At 71.5% G+C, this 26,100-nt stretch carries 23 protein-coding genes; 3 read left to right on the forward strand and 20 right to left on the reverse strand.

The annotated features are described in order from the left end of the window. Positions 1–49: 49 nt before the first annotated feature. From nusB to AC0VYN_RS24130, 14 genes are all read right to left on the reverse strand, one after another. On the reverse strand, positions 50–484 hold the full coding sequence (gene nusB / locus AC0VYN_RS24065) for a transcription antitermination factor NusB (RefSeq protein ID WP_385470946.1): 435 nt from the start codon (positions 482–484) through the stop codon (positions 50–52). A 2-nt stretch (positions 485–486) separates the two neighbouring features. Beyond that, a complete protein-coding gene (gene efp, locus AC0VYN_RS24070; protein WP_385470944.1) occupies positions 487–1,053 on the reverse strand; it encodes an elongation factor P in 567 nt (188 codons plus the stop codon). 63 nt (positions 1,054–1,116) lie between these two features. Then, positions 1,117–2,223 carry an aminopeptidase P family protein gene (locus AC0VYN_RS24075; RefSeq protein ID WP_475532658.1) on the reverse strand — a complete coding sequence of 369 codons (1,107 nt, stop codon included), beginning with the start codon at positions 2,221–2,223 and terminating at the stop codon, positions 1,117–1,119. A gap of 151 nt (positions 2,224–2,374) precedes the next feature. Beyond that, positions 2,375–3,223, reverse strand: a complete 849-nt coding sequence (locus AC0VYN_RS24080) for a Pro-rich N-terminal domain-containing protein (protein ID WP_475532659.1) — start codon at positions 3,221–3,223, stop codon at positions 2,375–2,377. A 196-nt stretch (positions 3,224–3,419) separates the two neighbouring features. After that, positions 3,420–4,511: a 3-dehydroquinate synthase gene (gene aroB, locus AC0VYN_RS24085; protein ID WP_475532660.1), complete on the reverse strand. Its 1,092-nt coding sequence runs from the start codon at positions 4,509–4,511 to the stop codon at positions 3,420–3,422. Next, positions 4,508–5,023, reverse strand: coding sequence for a shikimate kinase (locus tag AC0VYN_RS24090; protein WP_385470936.1), 516 nt, complete (start codon positions 5,021–5,023; stop codon positions 4,508–4,510). The genes aroB and AC0VYN_RS24090 overlap by 4 nt, the downstream gene beginning before the upstream one ends. Further along, positions 5,020–6,204, reverse strand: coding sequence for a chorismate synthase (aroC, locus tag AC0VYN_RS24095; RefSeq protein ID WP_475532661.1), 1,185 nt, complete (start codon positions 6,202–6,204; stop codon positions 5,020–5,022). The genes AC0VYN_RS24090 and aroC overlap by 4 nt, the downstream gene beginning before the upstream one ends. Before the next feature lie 162 nt (positions 6,205–6,366). Beyond that, a complete protein-coding gene (locus tag AC0VYN_RS24100; protein ID WP_475532662.1) occupies positions 6,367–6,702 on the reverse strand; it encodes a hypothetical protein in 336 nt (111 codons plus the stop codon). Positions 6,703–6,750: 48 nt separating this feature from the next. Then, on the reverse strand, positions 6,751–7,587 hold the full coding sequence (locus tag AC0VYN_RS24105) for a shikimate dehydrogenase (protein WP_475532663.1): 837 nt from the start codon (positions 7,585–7,587) through the stop codon (positions 6,751–6,753). Beyond that, on the reverse strand, positions 7,577–9,349 hold the full coding sequence (gene mltG / locus AC0VYN_RS24110; protein WP_475532664.1) for an endolytic transglycosylase MltG: 1,773 nt from the start codon (positions 9,347–9,349) through the stop codon (positions 7,577–7,579). The genes AC0VYN_RS24105 and mltG overlap by 11 nt, the downstream gene beginning before the upstream one ends. 129 nt (positions 9,350–9,478) lie before the next feature. After that, positions 9,479–9,943: a Holliday junction resolvase RuvX gene (ruvX, locus tag AC0VYN_RS24115; protein ID WP_475532665.1), complete on the reverse strand. Its 465-nt coding sequence runs from the start codon at positions 9,941–9,943 to the stop codon at positions 9,479–9,481. A gap of 8 nt (positions 9,944–9,951) precedes the next feature. Beyond that, entirely contained in the window at positions 9,952–12,624 is a 2,673-nt protein-coding gene (gene alaS / locus AC0VYN_RS24120; RefSeq protein ID WP_475532666.1) for an alanine--tRNA ligase, read from the reverse strand. Continuing rightward, positions 12,624–12,974 carry a hypothetical protein gene (locus tag AC0VYN_RS24125; protein ID WP_475532667.1) on the reverse strand — a complete coding sequence of 117 codons (351 nt, stop codon included), beginning with the start codon at positions 12,972–12,974 and terminating at the stop codon, positions 12,624–12,626. The genes alaS and AC0VYN_RS24125 overlap by 1 nt, the downstream gene beginning before the upstream one ends. A 7-nt stretch (positions 12,975–12,981) precedes the next feature. Then, entirely contained in the window at positions 12,982–13,425 is a 444-nt protein-coding gene (locus tag AC0VYN_RS24130; RefSeq protein ID WP_385470920.1) for a DUF948 domain-containing protein, read from the reverse strand. Between the two features lie 171 nt (positions 13,426–13,596). On the opposite strand from AC0VYN_RS24130, the gene AC0VYN_RS24135 reads away from it, so the two are divergent. Then, positions 13,597–15,777, forward strand: coding sequence for an ATP-binding protein (locus AC0VYN_RS24135; RefSeq protein WP_475532668.1), 2,181 nt, complete (start codon positions 13,597–13,599; stop codon positions 15,775–15,777). A 30-nt stretch (positions 15,778–15,807) separates the two neighbouring features. Here AC0VYN_RS24135 and rpsD read toward each other — a convergent pair whose 3' ends face one another. From rpsD to AC0VYN_RS24160, 5 genes are all read right to left on the reverse strand, one after another. Next, complete coding sequence (gene rpsD, locus AC0VYN_RS24140) at positions 15,808–16,422, reverse strand: 30S ribosomal protein S4 (RefSeq protein ID WP_030973190.1); 615 nt, start codon at positions 16,420–16,422, stop codon at positions 15,808–15,810. A gap of 292 nt (positions 16,423–16,714) precedes the next feature. Next, positions 16,715–18,070, reverse strand: a complete 1,356-nt coding sequence (locus AC0VYN_RS24145; RefSeq protein ID WP_475532669.1) for a replication-associated recombination protein A — start codon at positions 18,068–18,070, stop codon at positions 16,715–16,717. Between the two features lie 41 nt (positions 18,071–18,111). Beyond that, on the reverse strand, positions 18,112–18,774 hold the full coding sequence (locus AC0VYN_RS24150; protein ID WP_475532670.1) for a vitamin K epoxide reductase family protein: 663 nt from the start codon (positions 18,772–18,774) through the stop codon (positions 18,112–18,114). Between the two features lie 190 nt (positions 18,775–18,964). Then, positions 18,965–20,227, reverse strand: a complete 1,263-nt coding sequence (gene hisS, locus AC0VYN_RS24155) for a histidine--tRNA ligase (RefSeq protein ID WP_475532671.1) — start codon at positions 20,225–20,227, stop codon at positions 18,965–18,967. 13 nt (positions 20,228–20,240) lie between these two features. Beyond that, positions 20,241–20,957, reverse strand: coding sequence for an MBL fold metallo-hydrolase (locus tag AC0VYN_RS24160; protein ID WP_475532672.1), 717 nt, complete (start codon positions 20,955–20,957; stop codon positions 20,241–20,243). A 181-nt stretch (positions 20,958–21,138) separates the two neighbouring features. On the opposite strand from AC0VYN_RS24160, the gene AC0VYN_RS24165 reads away from it, so the two are divergent. Together AC0VYN_RS24165 and AC0VYN_RS24170 are read left to right on the forward strand one after the other, a co-directional pair. Beyond that, complete coding sequence (locus tag AC0VYN_RS24165) at positions 21,139–21,993, forward strand: peptidylprolyl isomerase (RefSeq protein ID WP_385472217.1); 855 nt, start codon at positions 21,139–21,141, stop codon at positions 21,991–21,993. Between the two features lie 135 nt (positions 21,994–22,128). After that, complete coding sequence (locus AC0VYN_RS24170; protein WP_475532673.1) at positions 22,129–23,358, forward strand: DUF349 domain-containing protein; 1,230 nt, start codon at positions 22,129–22,131, stop codon at positions 23,356–23,358. Positions 23,359–23,436: 78 nt separating this feature from the next. On the opposite strand, the gene relA is transcribed toward AC0VYN_RS24170, so the two are convergent. Beyond that, positions 23,437–25,977: a GTP pyrophosphokinase gene (gene relA, locus AC0VYN_RS24175; protein ID WP_475532674.1), complete on the reverse strand. Its 2,541-nt coding sequence runs from the start codon at positions 25,975–25,977 to the stop codon at positions 23,437–23,439. Positions 25,978–26,100: the final 123 nt, after the last annotated feature.

Genomic DNA, 26,100 nt, shown 5'->3' on the forward strand with positions numbered 1-26,100 from the left:
GGCCCGCGGACGGAACCGCGGGCCCTGCCATGGCACGGTGGGACGGACGTCAGGCCTCTTCGCGGCGCAGCGAAGGCTTCAGTTCCTTCAGCCGGCCGAGCAGACCGTTGACGAAGGCCGGCGACTCGTCCGTGGAGAACTCCTTCGCCAGCTGCACCATCTCGTCCAGGACGACGGCGTCCGGAGTCGCGTCGACCCAGATCAGCTCGTACGCGCCGAGACGCAGGATGTTGCGGTCGACGACCGGCATGCGGTCGAGCGTCCATCCGACCGAGTACTGGGCGATGAGCTCGTCGATGCGCTTCGCGCGCTCGGCGTAGCCCTCGACGAGCTCCATCGTGTACTCGCTCACCGGCGGCTGCCGGGTGTCGGACCGGGAATGCCGGACCCAGTCCGCGAGGACCGTCAGCACGTCGGCGCCGCGCTGGTCGCCCTCGAAGAGGATCTGGAAGGCGCGCTTGCGGGCCGTGTTGCGGGCAGCCACGGTTAGCTGTTCACCCGGCCGAGGTAGTCGCTCGTACGCGTGTCGACCTTGATCTTCTCACCGGTGGTGATGAAGAGCGGCACCTGGATCTGGTGGCCGGTCTCCAGGGTGGCGGGCTTGGTGCCGCCGGTGGAGCGGTCGCCCTGGACGCCCGGCTCGGTCTCCTGGACGACGAGCTCGACGGCGGCGGGCAGCTCGACGAAGAGCACCTCGCCCTCGTGCTGCGCAACGGTGGCGGTGAAGCCCTCGATCAGGAAGTTGGCGGCGTCGGCGACCGTCTTGCGGTCGACCATCAGCTGGTCGTAGGTCTCCATGTCCATGAAGACGAAGTAGTCGCCGTCCATGTACGAGAACTGCATGTCGCGCTTGTCGACAGTGGCCGTCTCGACCTTGACGCCGGCGTTGAAGGTCTTGTCGACGACCTTGCCGGAGAGCACGTTCTTGAGCTTGGTGCGCACGAAGGCGGGGCCCTTGCCGGGCTTGACGTGCTGGAACTCGACGACGGACCAGAGCTGGCCGCCTTCGAGCTTGAGCACCAGGCCGTTCTTGAGGTCGTTCGTGGAAGCCACGGTTGCGGAATCTCCTGGACTGGACTGACGTGGACGACCCCGGGGCGTGCGCACAGCGCGAGGCTAGAGCGCGAGCAGCTCCTTGGTCGTGATGGTGAGTAGCTCGGGTCCGCCGTCCGCCTCGGGGCGCACGACGAGCGTGTCATCGATCCGGACACCGCCCCGGCCCGGGAGGTGGACCCCCGGTTCGACGGTGACCGGCACACAAGCGTCCAGTTTACCCATGGCCGTCGGGGCCAGCTGCGGGTCCTCGTCGATTTCCAGTCCCACACCGTGCCCGGTGAGGGCCGGAAGGTTCTCCGCGTACCCGGCGGAGTCCAGTGCCTGGCGGGCCGCGCGGTCCACATCACGGCAGGCGGCGCCGGGTGCGAGGGCCTCCCGGCCGGCCCGCTGGGCGGAGAAGACGAGGTCGTACAGCTCGATCTGCCAGTCGGCCGGAGAGGTGCCGATGACGAACGTACGGCCGATCTCGCAGCGGTAGCCGCGGTACGTCGCGCCCAGGCACACGGAGAGGAAGTCGCCCTCCTCCACGCGCCGGTCGGTGGGCCGGTGACCCCGGCGGCCCGAGTTCGGGCCCGTGCCGACGGAGGTCGGGAAGGCGGGGCCGTCGGCACCGTGGTCGACCAGGCGGCGTTCCAGCTCCAGGGCGAGGTGCCGCTCGGTGCGGCCGACGAGGATGGACTCCAGGAGTTCGCCGAGGGCCTGGTCGGCGATCTCGGCGCCGATGCGCAGGCAGGAGATCTCCTCCTCGTCCTTGACGACCCGGAGCTGCTCGACCGCCTGGCCGAGGTCCGTCAGGCGCAGTCCGGGGGCGACCGAGCGCATGGCCCGCTGCCGGGCGACGGTGAGGTGGTGGTCCTCGGTGGCGAGGGATTCGGCGCCCTGGGCCGCGGCGAGGCCGGCCGCGGCGACGGCCGGGTCACCGCCGGGGCCGGGCAGGGCGCGCAGCGGCAGCGCCTCGTCGGGCCGTCCCTCGGCGGGCCGTTCGTCCGGTGGTCCGGAGCACACCAGGAGATCCTCGGTCTTGCCGAGCAGCAGCACGGCGCCGTGCGGGGCGGCGCCCGCGAGATAGCGCACGTTGGCGGGCCGGGAGACGAGCGCCGCCGCGCTGCCGCCCGCGTTGCAGCGTTCTCGTAGGCGCGTCCGGCGGGCCGCGTACACCTCTGACATGACCCGAGCGTATGGGCTCCGCAGTGGGGGCGCCGCTCGGGAGAGGCCGAGTGGGGAGACGCGTGGGGTGTGCCGGGGCGCGCGGTCCGGGGTGGGGCCGCATGTCGATACCGCCCCGCGCCCCTTGCGGGGCGCTCCAGTGGTCCCCCGCTTACCAGCTCGGGGGGCTTGCTATCGAGCGGGCGAGAACCTCGTTCAGGACCTGGGCCGTCTCCGGGACGTCGAGCTGGGAGTTGTCGATGATCGGGAGGCCCGAGCCGTACCAGCCGGCCATGCGGCCGTGGATGCGGGCGACCTCTTCGTCGGTGAGCCGCCGGTTGCCGCTGCGCTCGGCGTTGCGCTCCAGGACGATGTCCAGCCCGGGCAGGAGGACGACCGGGAGCAGCCCGGGTCCGACGTGCCGCTTCCAGCCGCCGAGGCCGACGACCGGGCGGTCCGGGAAGACGGCGTCGTCGAGGATGCACGAGATGCCGTTGGCCAGGAAGTTGCGCGCGGAGAAGCCGCAGGTGCGGCGGGCGAGGCGGTACTGGGCCTCGGAGTTCTCGTTCCACCCGGACTGGGGGTCGGCGAAGCCGGAGCGGACCCATTCGCGCACGTCGTCGAGGCTGATGTGGGCGGTGGGCACCCTGCGGTGGTCCGCCCAGTACTTGGCGACGCTGGTCTTGCCCGCGCCGGCGGGGCCGATGAGCAGCACAGCGAGGGTGGTGGTCGCCGGGTCGGACACGGCGGCCGCGGCGGGCGGCATGCTGGGCGCGGCGACGGGACCGCCGGGCGGCAGCGGGACGTGGCCGGTGGTGTCCGGCACGGGCGGTGGGGCCGGGGCCTGCAGCGGGGGCCCGGGGTGCGGGGCCTGCGCGGGGCAGCCCGGCGCCACGGGCGGAGGCACGGGGGCGGAGCCCTGGTGCGGGCCCGGGTGGTGTGCGGCCGGGGACCAGCCGACGGCCGGTCCGTGCCCCGGCTGAGGGGGCGGCGGCAGCGGAGAACCCACTGCGTGCTGCATCCGGTGCCACTCCGTCTCGTACAGGCGATGGGCGCTGACAGCGGGTCGGGTACCCGCTCTCCTCCACAGCCTAAAGGGCGTGGGAGGGGCCCCACCCGAACGGTACCGTCCCCGGCCGTCCTTTGGGGAAACGGCCGGGGGCGGTCCGAAGTGCCCGTCCCGCGAGGCGAATCGGACGGAAGGTGCGACGGGGGACCTACTCGCCCACCTCGCCGTAGGCGGCGAGGAGGACGGCCGGGTCGGGTCCCTCCAGGACGGTGGGCCTGGCCAGTCCGTCCAGGACGATGAAGCGCAGCAGGTCGCCGCGGGACTTCTTGTCGACCTTCATGTTCTCGACCAGCTTCGGCCACTGGTCGTAGCGGTAGTGCAGCGGCAGGCCGACCGATTCGAGGATGCTGCGGTGGCGGTCGGCGGTGGCGTCGTCCAGCCGGCCCGCGAGGCGGCCCAGTTCGGCGGCGAAGTGCATGCCGACGGAGACGGCGGCGCCGTGGCGCCACTTGTAGCGCTCGTTCTTCTCGATGGCGTGGCCCAGGGTGTGACCGTAGTTCAGGATCTCCCGCAGGCCCGCCTCCTTGAGGTCGGAGGAGACGACCTCGGCCTTGACCCTGATCGAGCGCTCGATGAGTTCGGCCGTGTGCGGTCCGGCCGGGGTGCGCGCGGCCTGCGGGTCGGACTCGACCAGGTCCAGGATCGCCGGGTCGGCGATGAAGCCGGCCTTGATGACCTCGGCGAGGCCCGAGACGTAGTCGTTGACCGGGAGGGAGTCCAGGGCGGCCAGGTCGCACAGGACGCCGGCCGGCGGGTGGAAGGCGCCGACGAGGTTCTTGCCCTCGGCGGTGTTGATGCCGGTCTTGCCGCCGACGGCCGCGTCGACCATGGCCAGCACGGTGGTCGGCACGGCGATCCAGCGCACTCCGCGCAGCCAGGTCGCGGCCACGAAGCCGGCGAGGTCGGTGCTGGCGCCGCCGCCCACGCCGACGATGACGTCGGTGCGGGTGAACCCGGACTGGCCGAGCGCCTTCCAGCAGTAGGCGGCGACCTCGGCGGTCTTGGCCTCCTCGGCGTTGGGCACCTGGATGGCGATCGCGTCGAAGCCCTGCTCGGCGAGGTCGGCGCGCAGGGCGTCACCGGTCTCGGCGAGGGCCTCGGGGTGGATCACGGCGACCCGCTTGGCCTTCGGGCCGATCAGGCCGGCGAGTTCCCCGAGGAGCTGACGGCCCACCAGGACCTCGTAGGGGTCGGATCCCGCGGTGCCGCCGACCTGGATCCGGGTGACTGCCTCGCTCATGCTTCCTTCAACTCCAGTGCGTCCAGGGCGGCTTGCGTTACTTCTTCCGGCGTGCGGCCGTCGGTGCCGACGACCACCGTGGCGACCTCCTCGTAGAGGTGGCGGCGGGCCTCCATCAGCTCGCGCCACTGCTTGCGCGGGTTGACCGCCAGCAGCGGGCGCGCGGCGTTCAGGCCGGTGCGCCTGACCGCCTCCTCGACGTCCATCGACAGGTAGACCACGCGCTGCCCGGCGAGCAGGCCGCGGGTGTCCGCGTCGAGGACCGCGCCGCCGCCGAGGGCGAGGACGCCGTCGTGCTCGGCGACGGCCGTGTGCACGGCCTGCTTCTCCAGGGCGCGGAAGGCCGGCTCGCCGTCGTCCACGAAGATCTCGGCGATGGTGCGGCCCTGCGCGGAGACGATGTCGTCGTCCGTGTCCCGGTACCCGGTGCCGAGGCGGTCGGCGAGCAGCCGGCCGACCGTGGACTTGCCGACGCCCATCGGTCCGACGAGGACGATCAGCGGGGTGCTCATCGGATGGCCAGGTGGTCGAGGTACGAGGTGACGTTGCGGCGGGTCTCGGTGACGCTGTCGCCGCCGAACTTCTCCGCCACGGCGTCCGCGAGGACCAGGGCGACCATCGCCTCGGCGACGATGCCGGCCGCGGGGACCGCGCACACGTCGGAGCGCTGGTGGTGGGCCTGCGCGGCCTCGCCGGTGGCGACGTCCACGGTCTTGAGTGCCCGCGGCACGGTCGCGATCGGCTTCATCGCGGCCCTGACCCGCAGCGGCTCACCGGTGGTCAGGCCGCCCTCGGTGCCGCCGGCGCGGCCGGAGGCCCGCTTGATGCCGTCGGGGCCGGTCAGGATCTCGTCGTGCGCCTTGGAGCCGGGCACGCGGGCCAGGCCGAAGCCGTCGCCGACCTCGACGCCCTTGATGGCCTGGATACCCATGAGGGCGGCGGCCAGCCGGGCGTCCAGACGCCGGTCCCAGTGCACGTGCGAGCCGAGGCCGACGGGGACGCCGTAGGCCAGTACCTCGACGACACCGCCCAGGGTGTCGCCGTCCTTGTGGGCCTGGTCGATCTCCGCGACCATCGCCTTCGAGGCGTCGGCGTCCAGGCAGCGCACCGGGTCCGCGTCGAGCCTCTCGACGTCGGCCGGGGTCGGGTGGACGCCGTAGGGCGCCTTCGCGGCCGCCAGCTCGACGACGTGGCTGACGACCTCGATGCCGGCCGTGTCCTTCAGGTACGACCGCGCCACGGCGCCCAGGGCCACCCGGGCGGCCGTCTCCCGCGCGGAGGCCCGCTCCAGGATCGGCCGGGCCTCGTCGAAGCCGTACTTCTGCATGCCCGCGAGGTCGGCGTGGCCGGGGCGGGGGCGGGTCAGCGGGGCGTTGCGGGCCAGTCCGGCCAGCACCTCGGGGTCGACCGGGTCGGCCGCCATGACCTGCTCCCACTTCGGCCACTCGGTGTTGCCCACCATGATCGCGACCGGGGAGCCCATGGTGAGGCCGTGCCGGACACCGCCGAGGAAGGTGACCTCGTCCCGCTCGAACTTCATCCGGGCACCGCGACCGTAGCCGAGCCGCCGCCTCGCCAGATGGTCCGCCACCATGTCCGTGGTGATCGGCACGCCGGCGGGCAGACCCTCCAGCGTCGCGACGAGTGCGGGACCGTGGGACTCCCCCGCGGTCAGCCAGCGCAACCTGCTCAACGGTGCTCCTCAGTGCTCGCGCCCCGGTATGCCCTGCGTACGCGTCTTCTCCGCGTACCGCTGCGGCGTGTCCGGGTGCGCGGGCCCCGGTCCGCCACCTCCGATCCTCCCACGTCCGGCCGCCCGGCCCGTCCGGCGGTCCATCTGACGGACGGGCCGGGCTCAGGCGGAGCCGTCGCCCCGGCCCTGCCGGGGAGCGTAGGAACCGAGGAAGTCGGCGCCGCTCGGCTGCGGCCGGGGCGGGGCCTGGACCGGCGCGTAAGGGCCCAGGAAGTCGGCGCCGCGGCCCTGTCCGGACGGTACCGCCGCCGGGACCGGCGCACCGTTGCGGACCGCGTGCCGGTGGGCGATCCGGCGCGACAGCTTCACCACCCAGGACGCGACCAGGGCCAGCACGACCAGGGCGAGCACCGTGATCTGCACCCAGTCGGGCAGGAAGGCCAGTACGGCCTCGAAGATCTGGCTCTTCACGGATGCCAGCGGCACGCCTGTGGACATGGATCGTCTTCCCCTCCCGGTTCCGCCCCCTGCGGAACCGGACGGATCCTAGCGGTCCGCGAGGGCGCGCTCGCCCGCTTTTCGCATGGCGGCCAGCGGGGCCGGGGCGCGGCCCGTCATCCGCTCGACCTGGAGCACCGCCTGGTGCAGCAGCAGGTCGAGTCCGCTGACGACGGCACCGCCGTTCGCCGACCAGCGAGCCGCCAGCGCGGTCGGCCACGGGTCGTACAGCACGTCGAAGAGGGTCCCGGCCTTCTCGGGCACGGCGGAGGCCAGTGCGTCGGTGGTGCCGGCGGGTGTGGTGGCCACGACCAGCGGGGCGTGCAGGGCCTGCTCGGCGTGCGACCAGTCGGCGATGCGCACGGCGACGTCCAGCCGTTCGGCCCAGCCCCGCATCTCGGCGGCGCGTGCCTCGCTGCGCACGTACACGGTGACCTCGCCCGTGCAGACCAGGGCCAGGGCGGCCAGCGCGGAGGATGCGGTGGCGCCGGCGCCGAGGACGGCGGCGGTGTCGACCTTCTCGATGCCGTGCTCGCGCAGGGCTGCGACCATGCCGGGGATGTCGGTGTTGTCGCCGGTCCTGCGGCCGTCCTCGGTGAAGACGACGGTGTTCACCGCGTCCACCGAGGCCGCCGTGTCGCTGATCTCGTCGAGCAGCGGGATCACCGCCCGCTTGAGCGGCATGGTCAGCGACAGCCCCGCCCATTCCAGGCCGAGCTTCCCGAAGAAGCCGGGCAGCGCCTCCTCGTCGACGTCGAAACGGTCGTACGTCCAGCCCTCCAGGCCCAGCTCCGCGTACGCGGTGCGGTGCAGCACCGGGGAGAGGGAGTGGGCGATCGGGGAGCCGAGCACGGCCGCCCTCTGCGCCCCGGCCCTAACTGGCATTGAACTTGTCCTTCAGCTTCAGGAAGTCGTCGTGGTTCTTCGCGAATTCGGTCTTGTCCATGCCGTCGGTGGCCACGAAGTAGATCCAGCCGTCGTTCGTGGGGTCCATAGCCGCCTGGAGCGCCTCGTCACCGGGGTTGCCGATGGGTCCCGGCGGCAGGCCCGTGTTGGTGTAGGTGTTGTACGGGTCCTTGTCGCTGTTGATCTCGGACTCGCCGATGTGGATGTTGCTCTGGCCCTTGGCGTAGTTGTAGGTCGAGTCGAACTGGAGCAGCCGGTTGGTCTCGGTGTTGTCGGGCTTGAGCCGGTTGTAGACGACCTCGGACATCTTGCGGAAGTCCTCGTGGGTCTTGCCCTCGGCCTGCACCAGGCTCGCCACGGTGAGCAGCTCCCAGGGGCCGTCCAGACCGAGGCTCTCCGCCTTCGACTCCAGGCCTAGCTCCGTGTACCGCTCGTTGGCCCGCGCCACCATCTGCTTGAGCACGTCCTCGGGCTTCTGGCCCTTGGCCGCCGAGTAGCTGGAGGGGAAGAGGAACCCTTCCAGCGGGTCCTTGGTGTTGCGGTGGTTCAACGCCCAGTCGGGCAGGCCGAGGTTCTTCCACTGGGCCTCGGCGACCTTCGCCGTGGTGCCCTTCTTCACCCCGAGCTGCTCGTCGACCTTCGCGTAGACCTGCACGTTGCGCCAGCCCTCGGCGATGATCAGGTTGCTGCGGCTGGCGGGGCTGAGCAGGAGTTCCACCGCGGCCGCGGCCGACATCTCCTTCTGCAGCGTGTACACGCCGTCCTGGATGCTCTTGCCCTCGGGGTTGCTCTGCTGGGCGCTGATGAAGGCGTCGACGCTCTTCACCACGCCCTGGCGCTTGAGCTCCTGGCCGATCGTCGCTCCGCCCGCCCCCTTGGGGATGGTGACGGTCACCTTCTCGCCGTTGCCGTTGCCCGCGTAGTCCGGGGCCGCGCCGAAACGATCCTGGTAGAACTGGAGGCCGAAGTAGCCGACGCCCGCGACGCCGCCGCCGAGCACCAGGCAGACCACGAGACAGGCGAGGCCGCTGCGGCCCTTCTTGGGCTTGCCGCCCCGGCCCCGGCGCTCGCTACGACCGCCCCGGCCGCCGTCGCCCCCGTCGCCCCCGTCCTCGGGTTGGCCCTCGTCCCCGCCCGCGAAGAAGGCGTGCTCACCCTCGTCGGCACCGGGATCCACGTCGGAGCTCTGCGGCTCGGGTTCGGTGCGCCGGCGGCCGGGCGGCTCCGGCGGCGGATACGCCTCCGGGGTGCCGTAGAAGTCGGGCTGCTCCGCGCCGTAGGCGGCGCTCTGCTGGCCGTAGGGGTCGGACGGGTCGCCCGGGTACTGCGCCTGGGGGTGCTCGCCGGCCCCCCAGCCGCCGTTGTCGTAACCCTGATTCTGCTCCTGATGGGGCTGCGCCTGGGCCGCGTACTGCTGGTCGTACTGCTGCTGGTCGTACTGCTGCTGACCGTACTGGTCGTACTGCGGCCCGGGGATCGGCTGGCCGTACTGGTCGTACTCCGGCCCGGGGATCGGCTGGCCGTACTGGTCGTACTGCTGCTGACCGTACGCGCCCTGACCGCCGTCGCCCCAGTCGCCGTACTGGGTCTGCTGCGGCTGCTGCGGGTAGTGCTGCGGCTGGCCGCCGTAGGGGGACTGCTGACCCGTCTGAGCCTGCTGTCCCTCCCATCCGCCGTCCCCGTACAACGGGTCCTGCGGATGCCACGGTTCGGAGCCCGGGCCCCGGCCATACTCAGTCATCGATCCCCTAGAGCCGCGAGGCGGTGGTCGGCGTGGCCTGTCGTGGGGGGCCGGCTGCCGTTCCGCCTCTTGCTGTGCGGGGGCTGTTCGAAATGCCGCCGCATCGCGCGGAACGTTACCGTATCGCGATCAGATGACCACTTCGACGCCCTCGCCGGGTGCATTGCCTGACACCCGTTCGGATTCCAGCGCCTGCTGGAGGATGATCACGGCGGCGGCCTGGTCGATGACCGACCTGCCCTTCCTGGACTTCACGCCCGAGGCGCGCAGCCCCTGGCTCGCCGTCACGGTCGTCATCCGCTCGTCGACCAGCCGTACGGGAACGGGGGCGATGCCCTTGGCGAGCTCCTGTGCGAAGCCCCTGACCTTGGCCGCGGCCGGGCCCTCGCCCCCCTTGAGGGAGCGAGGGAGACCGACGACGACCTCGATGGGCTCGTACTCCTCGACCAGCAGGCGCAGACGGCGGTGCGCCGCCGGGACGTCGCGCCCGGGGACGGTCTCCACCGGGGTGGCGAGGATCCCGTCGGGGTCGCACGAGGCGACCCCGATGCGGGCGTCCCCGACGTCGATGGCGAGCCGGCGTCCTCTGCGCATCGCCGGTCCTACTTCGCCGTCTCGGCGACGAGGCGCTCGACGGCGTCGACGGCGTCGCCGATGGCGGCCGCGTTCTGGCCGCCGCCCTGGGCGACGTCCGGCTTGCCGCCACCGCCGCCGCCGAGGGTCTTGGCGGCGGTGCGCACCAGGTCACCTGCCTTGAGGCCGCGCTCGCGGGCGGCCTCGTTGGTGGCGATCACGGTGAGCGGCTTGCCGTTCGCCGTCGTGAAGAGGGCGACCACGGCGGCCCGGCCGCCCTGGATGCGGCCGCGCACGTCGAGGACCAGCCTGCGCAGGTCGTCGGCGGTGGTGCCGTCCGGGACCTGACCGGTCACCAGAGCCACACCGCGCACGTCCTTGGCGGAGTCGGCGAGCGATCCGGCGGCCTGGAGGACCTTCTCCGCGCGGAACTTCTCGATCTCCTTCTCGGCGTCCTTCAGCTTGCCGAGCATGGCGGAGACCTTCTCCGGCAGCTCCTCCGGGCGGCCCTTGATCAGCTCCTGGAGCTGGGCGACGACCGTGTGCTCGCGGGCGAGGAAGTTGTAGGCGTCCACGCCGACCAGGGCCTCGATGCGGCGCACGCCGGAGCCGATGGACGACTCGCCGAGCAGCTTGACCAGGCCGAGCTGGGCGGTGTTGTGCACGTGGGTGCCGCCGCACAGCTCCTTGGAGAAGTCGCCGATGGTCACGACGCGGACCCGCTCGCCGTACTTCTCGCCGAACTCGGCGATGGCGCCCTGCTTCTTGGCCTCGTCGATGCCCATGACGTCGGCGCGGACGTCGAGGTCGCGGGCGAGCACCTCGTTGATCTTCTGCTCGACGTCGGTCATCACGGCCGTCGGAACGGCGGACGGCGAACCGAAGTCGAAGCGGAAGCGGCCGGGCTGGTTCTCGGAGCCGGCCTGGGCGGCCGTCGGGCCGAGGGCGTCGCGCAGGGCCTGGTGGGTGAGGTGGGTGGCCGAGTGGGCGCGGGCGATGGCCGTACGGCGGCGGCCGTCGATGGAGGCGTGGGCCTTGGCCCCGACGGTGACCTCGCCGACCTGGACGACGCCCTTGTGGACGTACACGCCCGGGACCGGCTTCTGGCAGTCGCGGATCTCGATGACGGCGCCGGAGTCGGCCTTGATGCGGCCGGTGTCGCCGATCTGGCCGCCGCCCTCGGCGTAGAAGGGGGTGCGGCCGAGGACGACCTCGACCTCGTCGCCCTCGGTGGCGGCCGGGGAGGAGACGCCGTCGACGAGGATGCCGACGATCGTGGACTCGCCCTCGGTGTCGGTGTAGCCGATGAAGTCGGTGGCACCGGCACGGTCGGCGATCTCTCGGTAGGCACCGAGGTCGGCGTGCCCGGTCTTCTTGGCCTGGGCGTCGGCCTTGGCGCGCTCCCGCTGCTCCTTCATCAGGCGCCGGAAGCCGTCCTCGTCCACGGACAGCCCCTGCTCGGCGGCCATCTCCAGGGTGAGGTCGATCGGGAAGCCCCAGGTGTCGTGGAGCAGGAAGGCCTTGTCGCCGGCCAGGACGGTGCCACCGGCGGCCTTGGTGTCGCCGACGGCGGTGTCGAGGATGTTGGTGCCGGCCTTCAGCGTCTTGAGGAAGGCGTTCTCCTCGGCGAGGGCGACCTTCTCGATCCGCTCGCGGTCGGTGATCAGCTCGGGGTACTGCTGCCCCATCATGCCGATCACGACGTCGATCAGGTCCTTGACGACCGGACCGGTGGCGCCGAGCAGGCGCATGTTGCGGATGGCGCGGCGCATGATGCGGCGCAGCACGTAACCGCGGCCCTCGTTGCCGGGGGTGACGCCGTCTCCGATGAGCATCACGGCGGTGCGGATGTGGTCGGTGACCACACGCAGGGAGACGTCCGACTCGTGGGCGTCGCCGTAGGCCACACCGGTCAGCTCGGTGGCCTTGTCGATGACGGCCATCGAGGTGTCGATCTCGTACATGTTCTGCACGCCCTGCAGAATCATGGCGAGCCGCTCGAGGCCGAGCCCGGTGTCGATGTTCTTGCTCGGCAGGTCCCCGAGGATCTCGAAGTCCTCCTTGCCGGTGCCCTCGCCCCGCTCGAACTGCATGAAGACGAGGTTCCAGATCTCCACGTACCGCTCGTCGTTGACGGCGGGGCCGCCCTCGGCGCCGAACTCGGGGCCGCGGTCGTAGTTGATCTCGGAGCACGGGCCGCAGGGGCCGGGCACGCCCATGGACCAGAAGTTGTCCTTCTTGCCCAGGCGCTGGATGCGCTCGGCGGGGACGCCCACGACCTCGCGCCAGAGCTGCTCGGCCTCGTCGTCGTCCTGGTAGACGGTGATCCACAGGCGTTCGGGGTCGAGGCCGTAACCGCCCTTGTCCTGGGGGCTGGTGAGCAGCTCCCAGGCGAGCTTGACGGCGCCTTCCTTGAAGTAGTCGCCGAAGGAGAAGTTGCCGCACATCTGGAAGAACGTGCCGTGCCGGGTGGTCTTGCCGACCTCTTCGATGTCCGGCGTGCGCACGCACTTCTGGACGCTGGTGGCGCGGTCGTAGGGCGGCTTGACCTCGCCGAGGAAGTACGGCTTGAAGGGCACCATGCCGGCGTTGACCAGCAGCAGAGTCGGGTCGTCCGCGATGAGCGACGCCGAAGGGACGACGGTGTGCCCGCGCTCCTCGAAGAAGCTCAGCCAGCGGCGGCGGATCTCGGCCGACTCCATCAGTGGTCCTCATTCCGGTTGTACGAGTACGTCGTCCTGTCGACGTACCTCGGTTCGTTGCCGTTCTCGATGGCGGTGTACGGCCTGGGCGCGGGCAGTTCACGGTCGACGGGGGCGTTCAGCCCGAGCGCGTCGTCCAGTTCGGCCTCCCGCTGGGCCATGTTGTCGCGGACGTCGAGGGCGAAGCCCACCGCGCGGTCCTTGATCCGGGTGCCCGCGTCGATCGCCTTGTTCGCCGCGGTCGCGGCGAGACTCTCGGGGGTCAGCTGCTTGAGCTTCCGGTTGACCTTGGTGGTGGCCCACACACCGGCGGCGACACCGGTGCCGAACCAGAACGTACGGCGGAACATCGCTGGATCAGTCCTTCTTCCGCTTCGTCCGCCGCGCGGCCGGGATCGTACGGCCGACGATCACGGTGCGCCGCGGCTCCTTGGCCGGGCCCGCGGGCACGTCCTCCTTGCGACCCCCGAGTGCCCTGCGCACGCCGTAACCGAACGCGGCGACCTTGACCAGTGGGCCGCCGAAGGTGGAGGCCACGGTGGTCGACAGCGCCGAGGCGTTCGAGGTGACCTCCTGGACGTCGGAGGCGATCGCGTCGACCCGGTCGATCTGGGTCTGCGCGGAGCGCACCGCCGAGGAGGCGTCGGACAGCAGCGGGACCGCCTGGTCGGTCACGTCCGCCACCAGCTTGGTGGTCGCCCTGAGCGTCTGGGCCAGCCTCGCCAGTGCGACGGCGAGGAAGGAGACCAGGATCGCCCAGAAGACGGCCACCAGGATTCCGGCCACCTCACCACCGGACACTGTGCACCCGCTCCCTGAAAGACGTGCCTGAACATCGAGAACATCGAGAAAGTCGTGCACCGAGCCTATCGCGCCGCACACGGGGCTCCGTACCGGATTACCGTCCGCCGGCCGGGAAGTCGGGCGAAGCGATTGTACGGAGTGATTACGGACCAGTACGCTCCGTGTTCCATGCGAGATCAGTGGCGCGCCGGCAGCCCACCGCCCGGCAACCTTCCGCTGGAGCTCGACGTCTTCGTGGGGCGCGCGGCGGAACTCGCCGGGCTGGCCCGGGCCCTGGAGTGCTCCCGGCTGGTGACGGTGACCGGGGCGGGCGGGGTCGGCAAGTCCCGTCTGGCGGCGCGGGCCGCGGCACGGTGCGCGCCGCGGGACGGGGTCTGGCGGGTGGACCTGGCGCCGGTGCGCGATCCGGAGTTCGTCGACTACGCGGTCGTGGAGGCGCTCGGCCTGACCGACCACACGACGCGCCTGCCGCGCGAGACGCTGCTGGCGCACCTCGCCGAGCGGGAGCTGCTGCTGTTCCTGGACGGGGTCGAGCACCTGGTGGACGCCTGCGGCGCGCTGGCGACCGCCCTGCTGGGCCGCGTGCCGGGGCTGCGGGTGCTGGCGGTGGGCCGCAGGCCGCTGGGCGTGTGCGGGGAGCGGCTGGTCCCGCTGGCGCCGCTGGGCACCGAGGAGGCGGTGGAGCTGCTGTCGGTGCGGGCGGCGCAGCGGGACCTCGCGTGCGCGGACGCGGTGGACACCGAGGCCGAGGGAGTGCTGCGGGAGCTGTGCCGGCGGCTGGACGGCATCCCGCTGGCGATCGAGCTGGCCGCCGGGCGGCTGGACGCGCTGTCGCCGGGGCAGGTGCTGCGGCGGCTGGACGACCGCTTCCGGCTGCTGACCGGCGGCGACCGCACCGCGCCGCCCCGGCACCGGACGCTGCGCACCGCGATCGGCTGGAGCCACGAGCTGTGCACGCCCGGGGAGCGGCTGCTGTGGGCCAGGCTGTCGGTGTTCACGGGGTCGTTCGACCTGGAGGCCGCCGAGTACGTGTGCAGCGGCGACGGGCTGCCGGCCGACGAGGTGCTCGACGTCGTCTGCGCGCTGCTGACGCAGTCGGTGCTGACGCGCGAGGAGGCACCGGCCGGGGTCCGCTACCGGATGCTCGACACGGTGCGGGCGTACGGCGCCGGCTGGCTGGAGGCGACGGGTGACGCGGCGCGGCTGCGGCGGCGCCACCGGGACTGGTACGTGGGGCTGGCGACCTGGTGCGAGCTGGAGTGGTTCTCGCCGCGCCAGCGCGAGGTGGCCGCCCGGGTGGCGGCGGAGCTGCCGAATCTGCGCGGCGCCCTCGAGTACTGCCTGGCCGACCCCGACGAGGTGCACCTGGGCCAGTACCTGGCGGGCGCCCTGTGGTTCCACTGGGTGGGCTGCGGGCGGCTGTCGGAGGGGCGGCACTGGCTGGAACAGGCGGTACGGCTGGACGTGACGGGGCCGGCCGGGGAGCAGTCCCGGCTGAAGGCGCTGTGGGTGCTCGGCCACGTGGCGATCCTCCAGGGCGACACCGTTCCCGCGCTGGCGGCACTCCACGAGTGCCGGGAGGAGGCCGAGCGCTCGGACAACCCGACGGCGGTGGCGTACGCGGAGCACCGCACCGGCTGTCTGGCGCTGGTCACGGACGACATGCCGCGCGCGGAGACGCTGCTGCGTTCGGCGCTGCGCCGGTACCGGCGGATCGGCGAGCTCAACACCAACGTGCTGATGGGCCAGGTGGAACTGGCGATGGCGCGGGCGTTCCAGGGCGATCTGCCGGACGCGGTGCGGCTGTGCGAGGACGTGCGTCAGGTGTGCGAGGACCACGGCGAGCGCTGGGCCCGGGGCTACGCGCTGTACGTGCTGGCGTACGCGGCCTGGAGCGAGGGCGACCCGGTGCGCGCCCGGCGGTTGCTGACCGACTGCCTGGGCGGCGCCCACCGCTTCCGGGACCAGCTGGGTTCGGTGCTGGCGGTGGAGCTGCTGGCCCTGGTCACGGTGACGGAGGGCGATGCGGCGGAGGCCGCGGTGCTGCAGGGGGCGGCGGCGCGGATGTGGCCGTCGGTGGGGCTGCCGCTGTTCGGCTCGGCGCACTACAACGCGCCGCACGAGCTGTGCGAGGCGACGGCCCGGAAGCAGCTGGGCGACGAGCGGTACGAGGAGCACGTGCGGCACGGGGCGCGGCTCGGCCGGGCGGAGGCGGTGACGCGTGCGCTGCGGCGGCGGGGGGCGGCGGCGCTGCCGGCGCCGCGCGGGTCCGGCCGGCCGGCGGCGGGTGCGCACAGCGCGAAGCCCGCCGTTTCGCCCACCCGGAGGGGCGGGGAGACGGCGGGCTGAGGTACCGCGGGGGTACTGCGTCCGGCTGGATCAGCGGGCGTAGTACTCGACGACGAGCTGCTCGTCGCAGATCACCGGGATCTCCTTGCGGTTCGGCTCGCGGTCCAGGCGGAACGCCAGGGCCTTGAGGTTCACCTGGAGGTAGCGCGGGGTCTCGCCCTCGGGGGCGAAGCCGCCCTCACGGGCGATCGTGAAGAGCGTCTTCTCCTTGGAGCGCTCGCGCACCTGCACGACGTCGTCCGGACGGACACGGAAGGACGGCTTGTCGACCTTCTGGCCGTTGACCTGGATGTGGCCGTGGACGACCATCTGGCGGGCCTGGTAGATCGTGCGGGCGATGCCCGAACGCAGGACCAGCGCGTCGAGACGGCGCTCGAGCTCGATGACCAGGGCCTCGCCGGTCTTCATGTTGGTCTTGGAGGCGCGCTCGTAGGCGCGGACGAGCTGACGCTCGCTGAGGTCGTACTGCGCGCGCAGACGCTGCTTCTCGAGCAGACGGACCTTGTAGTCCGAGTTCTGCTTGCGGCCGCGGCCGTGCTCACCCGGCGGGTAGGGGCGGGCCTCGAAGTACTTGACGGCCTTCGGCGTCAGCGCGATGCCGAGGGCACGCGACTTCTTGACCTTGGGGCGGGACTGGTTCGCCACTGTGTCTCTTTCCTAGTTTTCCGGCTTGTCAGGGTTGAGGGAGGTCGCATCCGCAGCCGGGGAATCCCGTCGGGTCCGCGAGGGACCTGCCGGGCAGCCGCTCCCCTGGTCTGGGCACATACGTGCAGCACGCGAGTGGCCCACCGACCGCTCCCGGAGCTCCGGGTGGTGGTGGGCTGCCCGCGACACCGGTCGACGGTGCGCGACGCTCCTGGAACCCGCTGGGGGTTCCGGCTGGTTGTCCCGTTCTGACTGCACGGGACTCAGCACTTCGGGCGATTCTACAGGCTGCTCAGGGCCGCTTGCGACCGAGGTGCTCCCGGGTCCACTCCACCGCGTCCGCGTACCGCGCCTCGGCACCGTGCCGGGTCGGGGTGTAGTACGTCCGCTCCTTCAGCTCGTCCGGCGCGTACTGCTGGGCGGCGATGCCCTCGGGCAGGTCGTGCGGGTACACGTAGCCCTGGCCGTGCCCGAGCTTGCCGGCGCCCTTGTAGTGGCTGTCGCGCAGATGCGCCGGGACCGGTCCGGCGTGCCCCTTGCGCACGTCTTCCAGGGCGGCGCCGATGGCGGTGGTGGCGGCGTTGGACTTGGGGGCGAGGGCCAGGGCGATGGTGGTGTGGCTGAGAGTGAGGGCGGCCTCGGGGAAGCCGATCATGGCGACGGCCTGGGCGGCGGCGACGGCGATCGGCAGTGCGTTCGGGTCGGCGAGGCCGATGTCCTCGCTGGCGGAGATCATCAGGCGGCGGGCGATGAAGCGGGGGTCCTCGCCGGCCTCGATCATCCGGGCCAGGTAGTGCAGGGCGGCGTCCACGTCGGAGCCGCGGATGGACTTGATCAGGGCGCTGGCGACGTCGTAGTGCTGGTCGCCGTCGCGGTCGTACTTCACGGCCGCCCGGTCCACGGTGGACTCCAGCGTGGCCAGGGTGACCTCGGCCTCGCCCTGGTCGAGCGCGGCCCCGGCGGCGGCCTCCAGGGCGGTGAGCGCCCGGCGGGCGTCGCCGCCTGCGATGCGCAGCAGGTGGTCCTCGGTGTCCCGGGGCAGCGTGACGGCATCCTTGAGGCCGCGTTCGTCGGTCAGGGCACGGCGGAGCAGGCCCCGGACGTCGTCGTCGGTGAGGGGTTCGAGGGTGAGGAGGAGGGAGCGGGAGAGCAGCGGGGAGATCACCGAGAAGTACGGGTTCTCGGTGGTGGCGGCGATCAGGGTGACCCAGCGGTTCTCGACGGCGGGGAGCAGGGAGTCCTGCTGCGCCTTGCTGAAGCGGTGGATCTCGTCGAGGAAGAGGACGGTCTCCTTGCCGTACCCCCCGACGGCGCGGCGGGCGCCGTCGATGACCGCTCGGACCTCCTTGACGCCGGCGGTGATCGCCGACAGCTCCACGAACCGTTTGTTGGTGGCCTTGGAGACGACGTACGCCAGGGTCGTCTTGCCGGTGCCCGGCGGGCCCCAGAGGATCACGGAGGAGGGACCGGCGGGACCGGAGGCGCCCTCTCCGACCAGTCTGCGCAGCGGTGATCCCGGCTTGAGGAGATGCTGCTGGCCGACGACCTCGTCGAGGGTGCGCGGACGCATCCGCACGGCGAGGGGACTGCCGGTCGGGTCCTTCTCCTGGCGTTCTTCTGCTGCGGCGGTGAACAGGTCGGGCTCCACGCAAGAACCCTAAAGGACCGCACCGACAGCGCGGGGCGCCGTCAGCTGGTCCAGAAGTCCCACCAGCGGGTCAGGATCATCATGCCGATGATGCCGATGTGCAGCACCGGCAGGACCCAGGTGAACTCGCCGAAGAAGCCGCGCAGCCAGTTCGGCGCGGGCAGGAAGCCCTTGCGGACGTTGAAGGACGTCACGTACCAGAACATCAGGATGGTGGCGACCCAGGCCAGGCAGCACCACAGGCACAGCGCGTTGATCCGGTACAGGGACTGGAACTGCAGCCACGTGACGAATCCGACACCGAACAGGCAGCCGGCGTTGAAGGTGAGCCAGTACCAGCGCGGGAAGCGGGCCCGGGCGAGCAGGCTCATGCCGACGCAGACGACGATGCCGTAGGTGACCAGGCCCAGCATCGGGTTGGGGAAGCCGAAGACGGCGGCCTGGTCGCTCTCCATGACGCTGCCGCAGGAGACGACCGGGTTCAGGCTGCACCCGGGGGTGAACGTCGTGCCCGCGACCTTGGCCTCGAGCAGTTTGAACTTGTCGAGCGTGATGACCCACGCGGCGAGCACCCCGGCGGCACCCGTGATGACCAGCAGCAGGGCGAAGGCGCGGCTGCCGCCCTCGGTGCGCGGTGCTCCGGCGGAGGTTTCCGGCGCGGGCTCTGCCACGGTGGAGACGTCCTTCACTGTCGTCTTGCTCATCACGCCGATTCCGTCACTTGAGTCGGGGCTGCTTCGGGCAGGGTCATTGTGCCGCATGGGCCTGTGCGCGCACCGTTCGCTGAACATAAGAACGCACCGGTGACGGCCCCTGGGCGTGACGTTCCGGCCGACGCCCGTTCGCCCGGGGCACACGCGTACGAAGGCGTGCGCCCCTGCGGCGTACGGGGTGCTAGCCGAGCCGCGACTCCAGCTCGGCGACGATCTCGTTGACGCCGATCGCGGTCTGCTCGCCGGACTCCATGTCCTTGAGCTGGACGACGCCCTCGGCGAGGTCGCGCTCGCCGAGGACCAGGGCGTAGCGCGCGCCGGAGCGGTTGGCCGCCTTCATCGCGGCCTTCAGGCCCTTGCCGCCGTAGGCGAAGTCGGCGGCGACGCCGTTCTTGCGCAGCTCGGTGACCTTCGCGAACAGGATCCGGCGGGCCTCCTCGCCGAGCGGGACCGCGAAGACGGAGGTGGCGGACGGGATGTCCAGTTCGATGCCCTCCGCCTCCAGGGCGAGGACGGTGCGGTCGACGCCGAGGGCCCAGCCCACGGACGGCAGGGACGGGCCGCCGATCATCTCGGACAGGCCGTCGTAGCGGCCGCCGCCGCCCACCGCGGACTGCGAGCCCAGGCCGTCGTGCACGAACTCGAAGGTGGTGCGGGTGTAGTAGTCCAGTCCGCGCACCAGCTTCGGGTCGTCCTCGTAGACGACGCCCGCCGCCGTGATCAGCTCACGGACCTCCTCGTGGTACGTCTTGCAGGCGTCGCACAGGTAGTCGCACAGCAGCGGCGCGCCGGTGAGCTGCTTCTGCACGTCCGGGCGCTTGTCGTCCAGGACGCGCAGCGGGTTGATCTCGGCGCGGCGCAGCGTCTCCTCGTCGAGGTCGAGGCCGCGCAGGAAGTCCTGGAGCGCGGCGCGGTACACCGGCCGGCACTCCTTGTCGCCCAGGGAGTTGAGCAGGATGCGGAAGTTCTGCAGGCCGAGGGCTCGGTACGACTGGTCGGCCAGGATGATCAGTTCGGCGTCGAGCGCCGGGTCCTCGGCGCCGATCGCCTCCGCGCCGACCTGGGAGAAGTGGCGGTAACGGCCCTTCTGGGGGCGCTCGTAGCGGTACTGCGAGCCGGAGTACCAGACCTTCACCGGCAGGTTGCCCGCCTTGTGCAGGTTGGCCTCGAGGACGGCGCGCAGCACGGGAGCGGTGGTCTCCGGGCGCAGGGCGAGCCGGTCGCCGCCCTTGGTCTCGAAGACGTACATCTCCTTGGTCACGATGTCGGTGGATTCGCCGACACCGCGCGCGAACAGCTCGACGTTCTCGAAGCCGGGGGTCTCGATGTAGCCGTAGCCGGAGTTGCGCAGCGGAGCGGCGATCGCCTCGCGGACGGCCAGGTACTTGGCGGAGTCCGGCGGCAGCAGGTCGTACGTGCCCTTGGGGGCCTTGAAGGTGCTCACGGAAGGTCTCTCGTCACATTCCTCGTCGGGGAGCCTCGGGGGCGCCGTGCTCTTGCCGGCCCGCGGCTGCCTGCCGCAGATACGGGTTGGTGGCGCGCTCCTGGCCGATGGTCGTCTGGGGGCCGTGGCCGGACAGCACCACGGTCGGGTCGTCGAGCGGCAGGACCACGCGGGCGAGGGACGCCAGCATGTCGTCCATGGAACCGCCCGGCATGTCCGTGCGTCCGATGGAGCCGGCGAACAGCAGGTCGCCCGAGAAGAGGATCGGCGGGATGTCCGCCGCCTCGGGCAGGCCGAAGGTCACCGACCCCTTGGTATGGCCCGGCGCGTGCGCGACCGTCAGCTCCATGCCCGCCAGCTCGAGCGTGGCGCCGTCGGTCAGCTCCCTGACGTCGTCCGGCTCCCCGACGGTGAGTTCGCCCATGAGCGGCATGCCGATGGTGCGGCCGATCCCCTTCTCGGGGTCGCTCATCATGTAGCGGTCGTCGGGGTGGATCCAGGCCGGCACGTCGTGCGCGCCGCACACGGGGACGACCGAGGCGACGTGGTCGATGTGACCGTGGGTGAGGACGACGGCGACGGGCTTGAGCCGATGCTTGGCGAGTGCCTCCTCGACGCCCTGCGCGGCCTGGTGGCCGGGGTCGATGATCACGCACTCCTCACCCGCGGCGGGGGCGACGAGGTAACAGTTCGTCCCCCATGCCCCGGCGGGGAACCCGGCAATGAGCACGATCGTCCTTCGTTTGTGTCGGTACGGGTGGCTTGCGGGCGGGCTGCGCCCGTGGTCAGAGCCTACCGGCGGTGCCGTTTCCTCAGCGAACCCATATACGGTACGGGGCTACACGCACGCGGTCGGTTCGTCACGCGCACGCGTACCGGTCGGCACACACGACGCATGAGGAGAGAACCCGGTGGTCAGCCAGGAGCAGCGGCGGCGTCAGCTCGCCCGGGAGAAGTTCTTGCGGCAGCAGCAGCGACGTACCTCCGCCCGACGCAAGGCGCGCATGCGCAACGCGGCGATCGCCTCGGTGCTCGGCGTCATCCTGATCGGCAGCGTCGCGCTGTACACGACCGGCGTGGTCCTGGGGGACGACGACGACAAGAAGACGAACGCGAGCGCGGAGGCCACCCCGAGCGCCGCCGCGACCAGCAAGGCGCCGGACCCGTGCGACAAGCCCGCCGAGGGCAAGGTCAAGACGCAGACCTGGAAGAAGGAACCTGCGATGACCGTCGACAAGTCGGCGGAGTACACGATGAAACTGGCGACGACCTGCGGCGAGATAGACATCGCGCTGAAGGCGTCGGCGGCGCCGCACACGGTCAACTCGTTCGACTTCCTCGCGGGCAAGGGCTACTTCGACCACACGAAGTGCCACCGGCTGACCGACCAGGGCATCTTCGTGCTCCAGTGCGGCGACCCGCAGGGCACCGGGGCGGGCGGTCCCGGCTACACGCTTCCCGACGAGAACCTGAAGGACAAGGTCCTCGAGGGCAACGTGTACCCGGCGGGCACGGTGGCGATGGCCAACCAGTACAACGCGCAGACGCAGCAGGGGCGCAACACGGGCGGCAGCCAGTTCTTCCTGGTCTACCAGGACAGCCAGCTGCCGCCGGACTACACGCCGTTCGGCACGGTGTCCGAGGCCGGGATGAAGGTGCTCAAGAAGATCGCGGACGCCGGGGCCCAGGCCATGGACCCGACGACCGGGAACACCGCGCCCAACGCGACGGTCGTGATCAACAAGGCGACGGTCGCGAAATCCTGAGCCCCAACTGCGGAATTTCGGTCGCGCGGGATGCGGACAGGCCCCCCGCCGGTCGCCTATGTTGGCCGTGACGAAACTGTGGACGATGCCCGGGGGTAGCAAAGCCCTCCGCAGGCATCATGTGGAGGAGGCGCTGTGAGCAGCGACCCGTGGGGCCGCGTCGACGAGACGGGGACCGTGTACGTGCGTACGGCCGACGGCGAGAAGGTCGTCGGTTCCTGGCAGGCAGGCTCCCCCGAGGAAGCGCTGGCCTATTTCGAACGCAAGTACGAGGGCCTGGTTGTCGAGATCGGCCTCCTCGAGAAGCGTGTGAAGACCACCGACCTGTCGTCGAAGGACGCCCTGGCCGCCGTCGAGCACCTGCGCGAGCAGGTCGACGCGCACCACGCGGTCGGTGACCTGGAGGCGCTGCGAGCCCGGCTGGACAAGCTGGTCGAGCTGGTGGGCAAGCGTCGCGAGGAACGCAAGGCACAGCGGGCCAAGCAGTCCGACGAGGCGCGGGGCGCCAAGGAGGCGCTGGTCGCGGAGGCCGAGGAGCTGGCGCAGTCCGACCAGTGGCGGGCGGCCGGCGAGCGGCTGCGGTCGCTGGTGGACACCTGGAAGGGTCTGCCGCGCCTGGACCGCAAGTCCGACGACGAGCTGTGGCACCGCTTCTCGCATGCGCGCTCGGCGTTCTCCAAGCGGCGCAAGCAGCACTTCGCGCAGCTGGACGCGCAGCGCGAGGAGGCCCGCCAGACCAAGGAACGCCTGGTCGCGGAGGCCGAGGCGCTCTCGAACTCGACGGACTGGGGCCCGACGGCCGCGCGGTACCGCGACCTGATGTCCGAGTGGAAGGCCGCGGGCCGCGCGCAGCGCGAGCACGAGGACGACCTGTGGAACCGCTTCCGCGGCGCCCAGGACGTCTTCTTCGCCGCCCGCGGCTCGGTCTTCGCCGAACGGGACGCGGAGCAGGCGGACAACCTCAAGCTCAAGGAGGAGCTCGCCGAGGAGGCCGAGAGGATCCTGCCGGTCACGGACCTCAAGGCGGCCCGTGCCGCGTTCCGCTCCGTCAACGAGCGCTGGGAGGCCATCGGCCACGTGCCGCGCGACGCCCGGCCGAAGGTCGAGGGCCGGATGCACGCCGTGGAGCGCGCGATCCAGGAGGCCGAGGAGTCGGAGTGGCGCCGGACCAACCCGGAGGCACGCGCGCGTGCCGAGGGTCTGACCGGCCAGCTCCAGGCCGCCATGGACAAGCTGCGTTCCCAGATCGAGCAGGCGCGCGCCCAGGGCAACGACGCGAAGGCCGACAAGCTCCAGCGGGAGCTGGACGGCCGGCAGGCGCTGCTGGACCAGGCCCTGAAGGGTCTGCAGGAGTTCGGCGGCTGAGATCCGCACGGGCACACACGAGAAGGGCTCCCGTACACCGCGTACGGGAGCCCTTCTCGTATCCGCCCGTGCGGGCCGCTACGACGGCCTGCGGGCCGACGTCACCCGGTAGACGTCGTACACGCCCTCGACGCCCCGCACGGCCTTCAGGACGTGCCCGAGGTGCTTCGGGTCGCCCATCTCGAAGGTGAAGCGCGAGGTGGCGACGCGGTCGCGGGAGGTCTGCACGGCCGCGGAGAGGATGTTGACGTGCTGGTCGGACAGCACGCGTGTGACGTCCGACAGCAGCCGGGAGCGGTCCAGGGCCTCGACCTGGATGGCGACCAGGAAGACCGAGGACTGGGTGGGCGCCCACTCGACGTCGAGGATGCGCTCGGGCTCACGGGACAGCGAGTCCACGTTCACGCAGTCGCTGCGGTGGACCGATACGCCGCTGCCGCGGGTGACGAAGCCGATGATCGGGTCGCCGGGGACGGGCGTGCAGCAGCGGGCCAGCTTGACCCACACGTCCTCGACACCCTTGACGACGACGCCCGGGTCGGCGTTGGTGCGGCGCTTGCGGCCGCGGCCGCGCGACGGCGGCACCGACTCGTCGATCTCCTCGGTGGCGGCCTCCTCGCCGCCGAGCGCCTGCACCAGCTTCTGCACGATGTTCTGCGCGGAGACATGGCCCTCGCCGATCGCCGCGTACAGCGCGGAGATGTCCGAGTAGCGCATCTCGTGCGCCAGCGTGACCAGGGAGTCGCCGGTCAGGATGCGCTGGATCGGCAGGTTCTGCTTGCGCATGGCGCGGACGATGGCATCCTTGCCCTGCTCGATCGCCTCGTCGCGGCGCTCCTTGGAGAACCACGCGCGGATCTTGTTGCGGGCGCGCGGCGACTTCACGAAGCCGAGCCAGTCCCGGGACGGGCCGGCGCCGGCCGCCTTGGAGGTGAAGACCTCCACCAGGTCGCCGTTGTCCAGGGTGGACTCCAGCGGGACGAGGCGGCCGTTGACCCGGGCCCCTATGGTGCGGTGTCCGACCTCGGTGTGGACGGCGTAGGCGAAGTCCACCGGCGTCGCCCCGGCCGGGAGCGCTATGACGTCGCCCTTGGGCGTGAAGACGAAGACCTCGTTGCGGGAGAGGTCGAAGCGCAGGGACTCCAGGAACTCGCCGGGGTCCTCGGTCTCCTTCTGCCAGTCCAGCAGCTGCCGCAGCCACGCCATGTCGTTGATGGCGTCCTTGTCCTTGCCGGCCGACTTCGGCACGTCGGTGCGGACCTTGGAGGCCCCGGCGACGGCCTCCTGCTTGTACTTCCAGTGCGCGGCGATGCCGTACTCGGCGCGGCGGTGCATGTCGAAGGTGCGGATCTGCAGCTCGACGGGCTTGCCGTTGGGCCCGATGACCGTCGTGTGCAGCGACTGGTACATGTTGAACTTGGGCATCGCGATGTAGTCCTTGAACCGCCCCGGAACCGGGTTCCAGCGGGCGTGGACCGTGCCCAGCGCCGCGTAGCAGTCGCGGACGGTGTCCACGAGGACGCGGATGCCCACCAGGTCGTAGATCTCCGCGAAGTCACGGCCGCGGACGATCATCTTCTGGTAGACGCTGTAGTAGTGCTTGGGGCGGCCGGTGACCGTCGCCTTGATGCGGGCCGCGCGCAGGTCCTGCTGCACCTCGTCGGTGACGACGGCGAGGTACTCGTCGCGCTTGGGGGCGCGCTCGGCGACCAGCCGGACGATCTCGTCGTACATCTTGGGGTAGAGGATCGCGAAGGCGAGGTCCTCGAGTTCCCACTTGATGGTGTTCATGCCCAGGCGGTGGGCGAGCGGCGCGTAGATCTCCAGGGTCTCGCGCGCCTTCTTCTCCTGCTTCTCGCGCTTGAGGTAGCGCATGGTGCGCATGTTGTGCAGTCGGTCGGCGAGCTTGATCACCAGGACGCGGGGGTCCTTGGCCATCGCGACGACCATCTTGCGCACGGTCTCGGCCTGCGCGGCCTCGCCGAACTTGACCTTGTCGAGCTTGGTGACGCCGTCGACGAGCAGGGCGACGACGTCGCCGAAGTCGCGGCGCAGGTCCTCCAGGCCGTACTCGGTGTCCTCGACCGTGTCGTGCAGCAGCCCGGCCATCAGCGTGGCCGGATCCATGCCGAGCTCGGCGAGGATCGTGGTGACGGCGAGCGGATGCGTGATGTACGGGTCGCCGCTCTTGCGCTTCTGGCCACGGTGCCAGCGCTCGGCCACCTGGTAGGCGCGCTCGATCTGGCGCAGCGTCGCCGTCTCGATCTTGGGGTCGTTGCCGCGCACTATCCGCAGCAGCGGCTCCAGAACCGGGTTGTACGGGTTCGCGCGCTGCACACCGAGGCGGGCCAGGCGGGCGCGGACGCGGTTGGAGGAGCCGGTGCGGGCGGGCTGCCCGGCGGGCGTGCGCACCACCGGCGCGTTCCGGGGACGCTCGGGCGGCAGCGGCTTGGGGCGCGGCTGCTGCTCGGCGGGCTTGTCGACCGGCGCGGACGCGGCGTGCTGGATCGGCCCCCGCGTGTCGTTCTTCGCCTGGGGCGCGCTCGGCGCGGGCTTCGCCGCGGGCGCCGAGGCGGACTCGGGCTTTGCGGCGGTCAGTGGCTGGGCCTCGTCTGGCAAGAGGACTCCTCGTGCGCGATCCGGGTCCCCCGGTCAGGCTCCGGAAACCCCATGGTAGCGATCCCGCGTCCCAGGAGCGCCTTCAGGCCGGGTGACGGCCGTCGACAGGAGAAACGCCGGAGG

Source organism: Streptomyces sp. 63XJN7_1_ISO-PGPR-S23-121, from assembly GCF_056173025.1.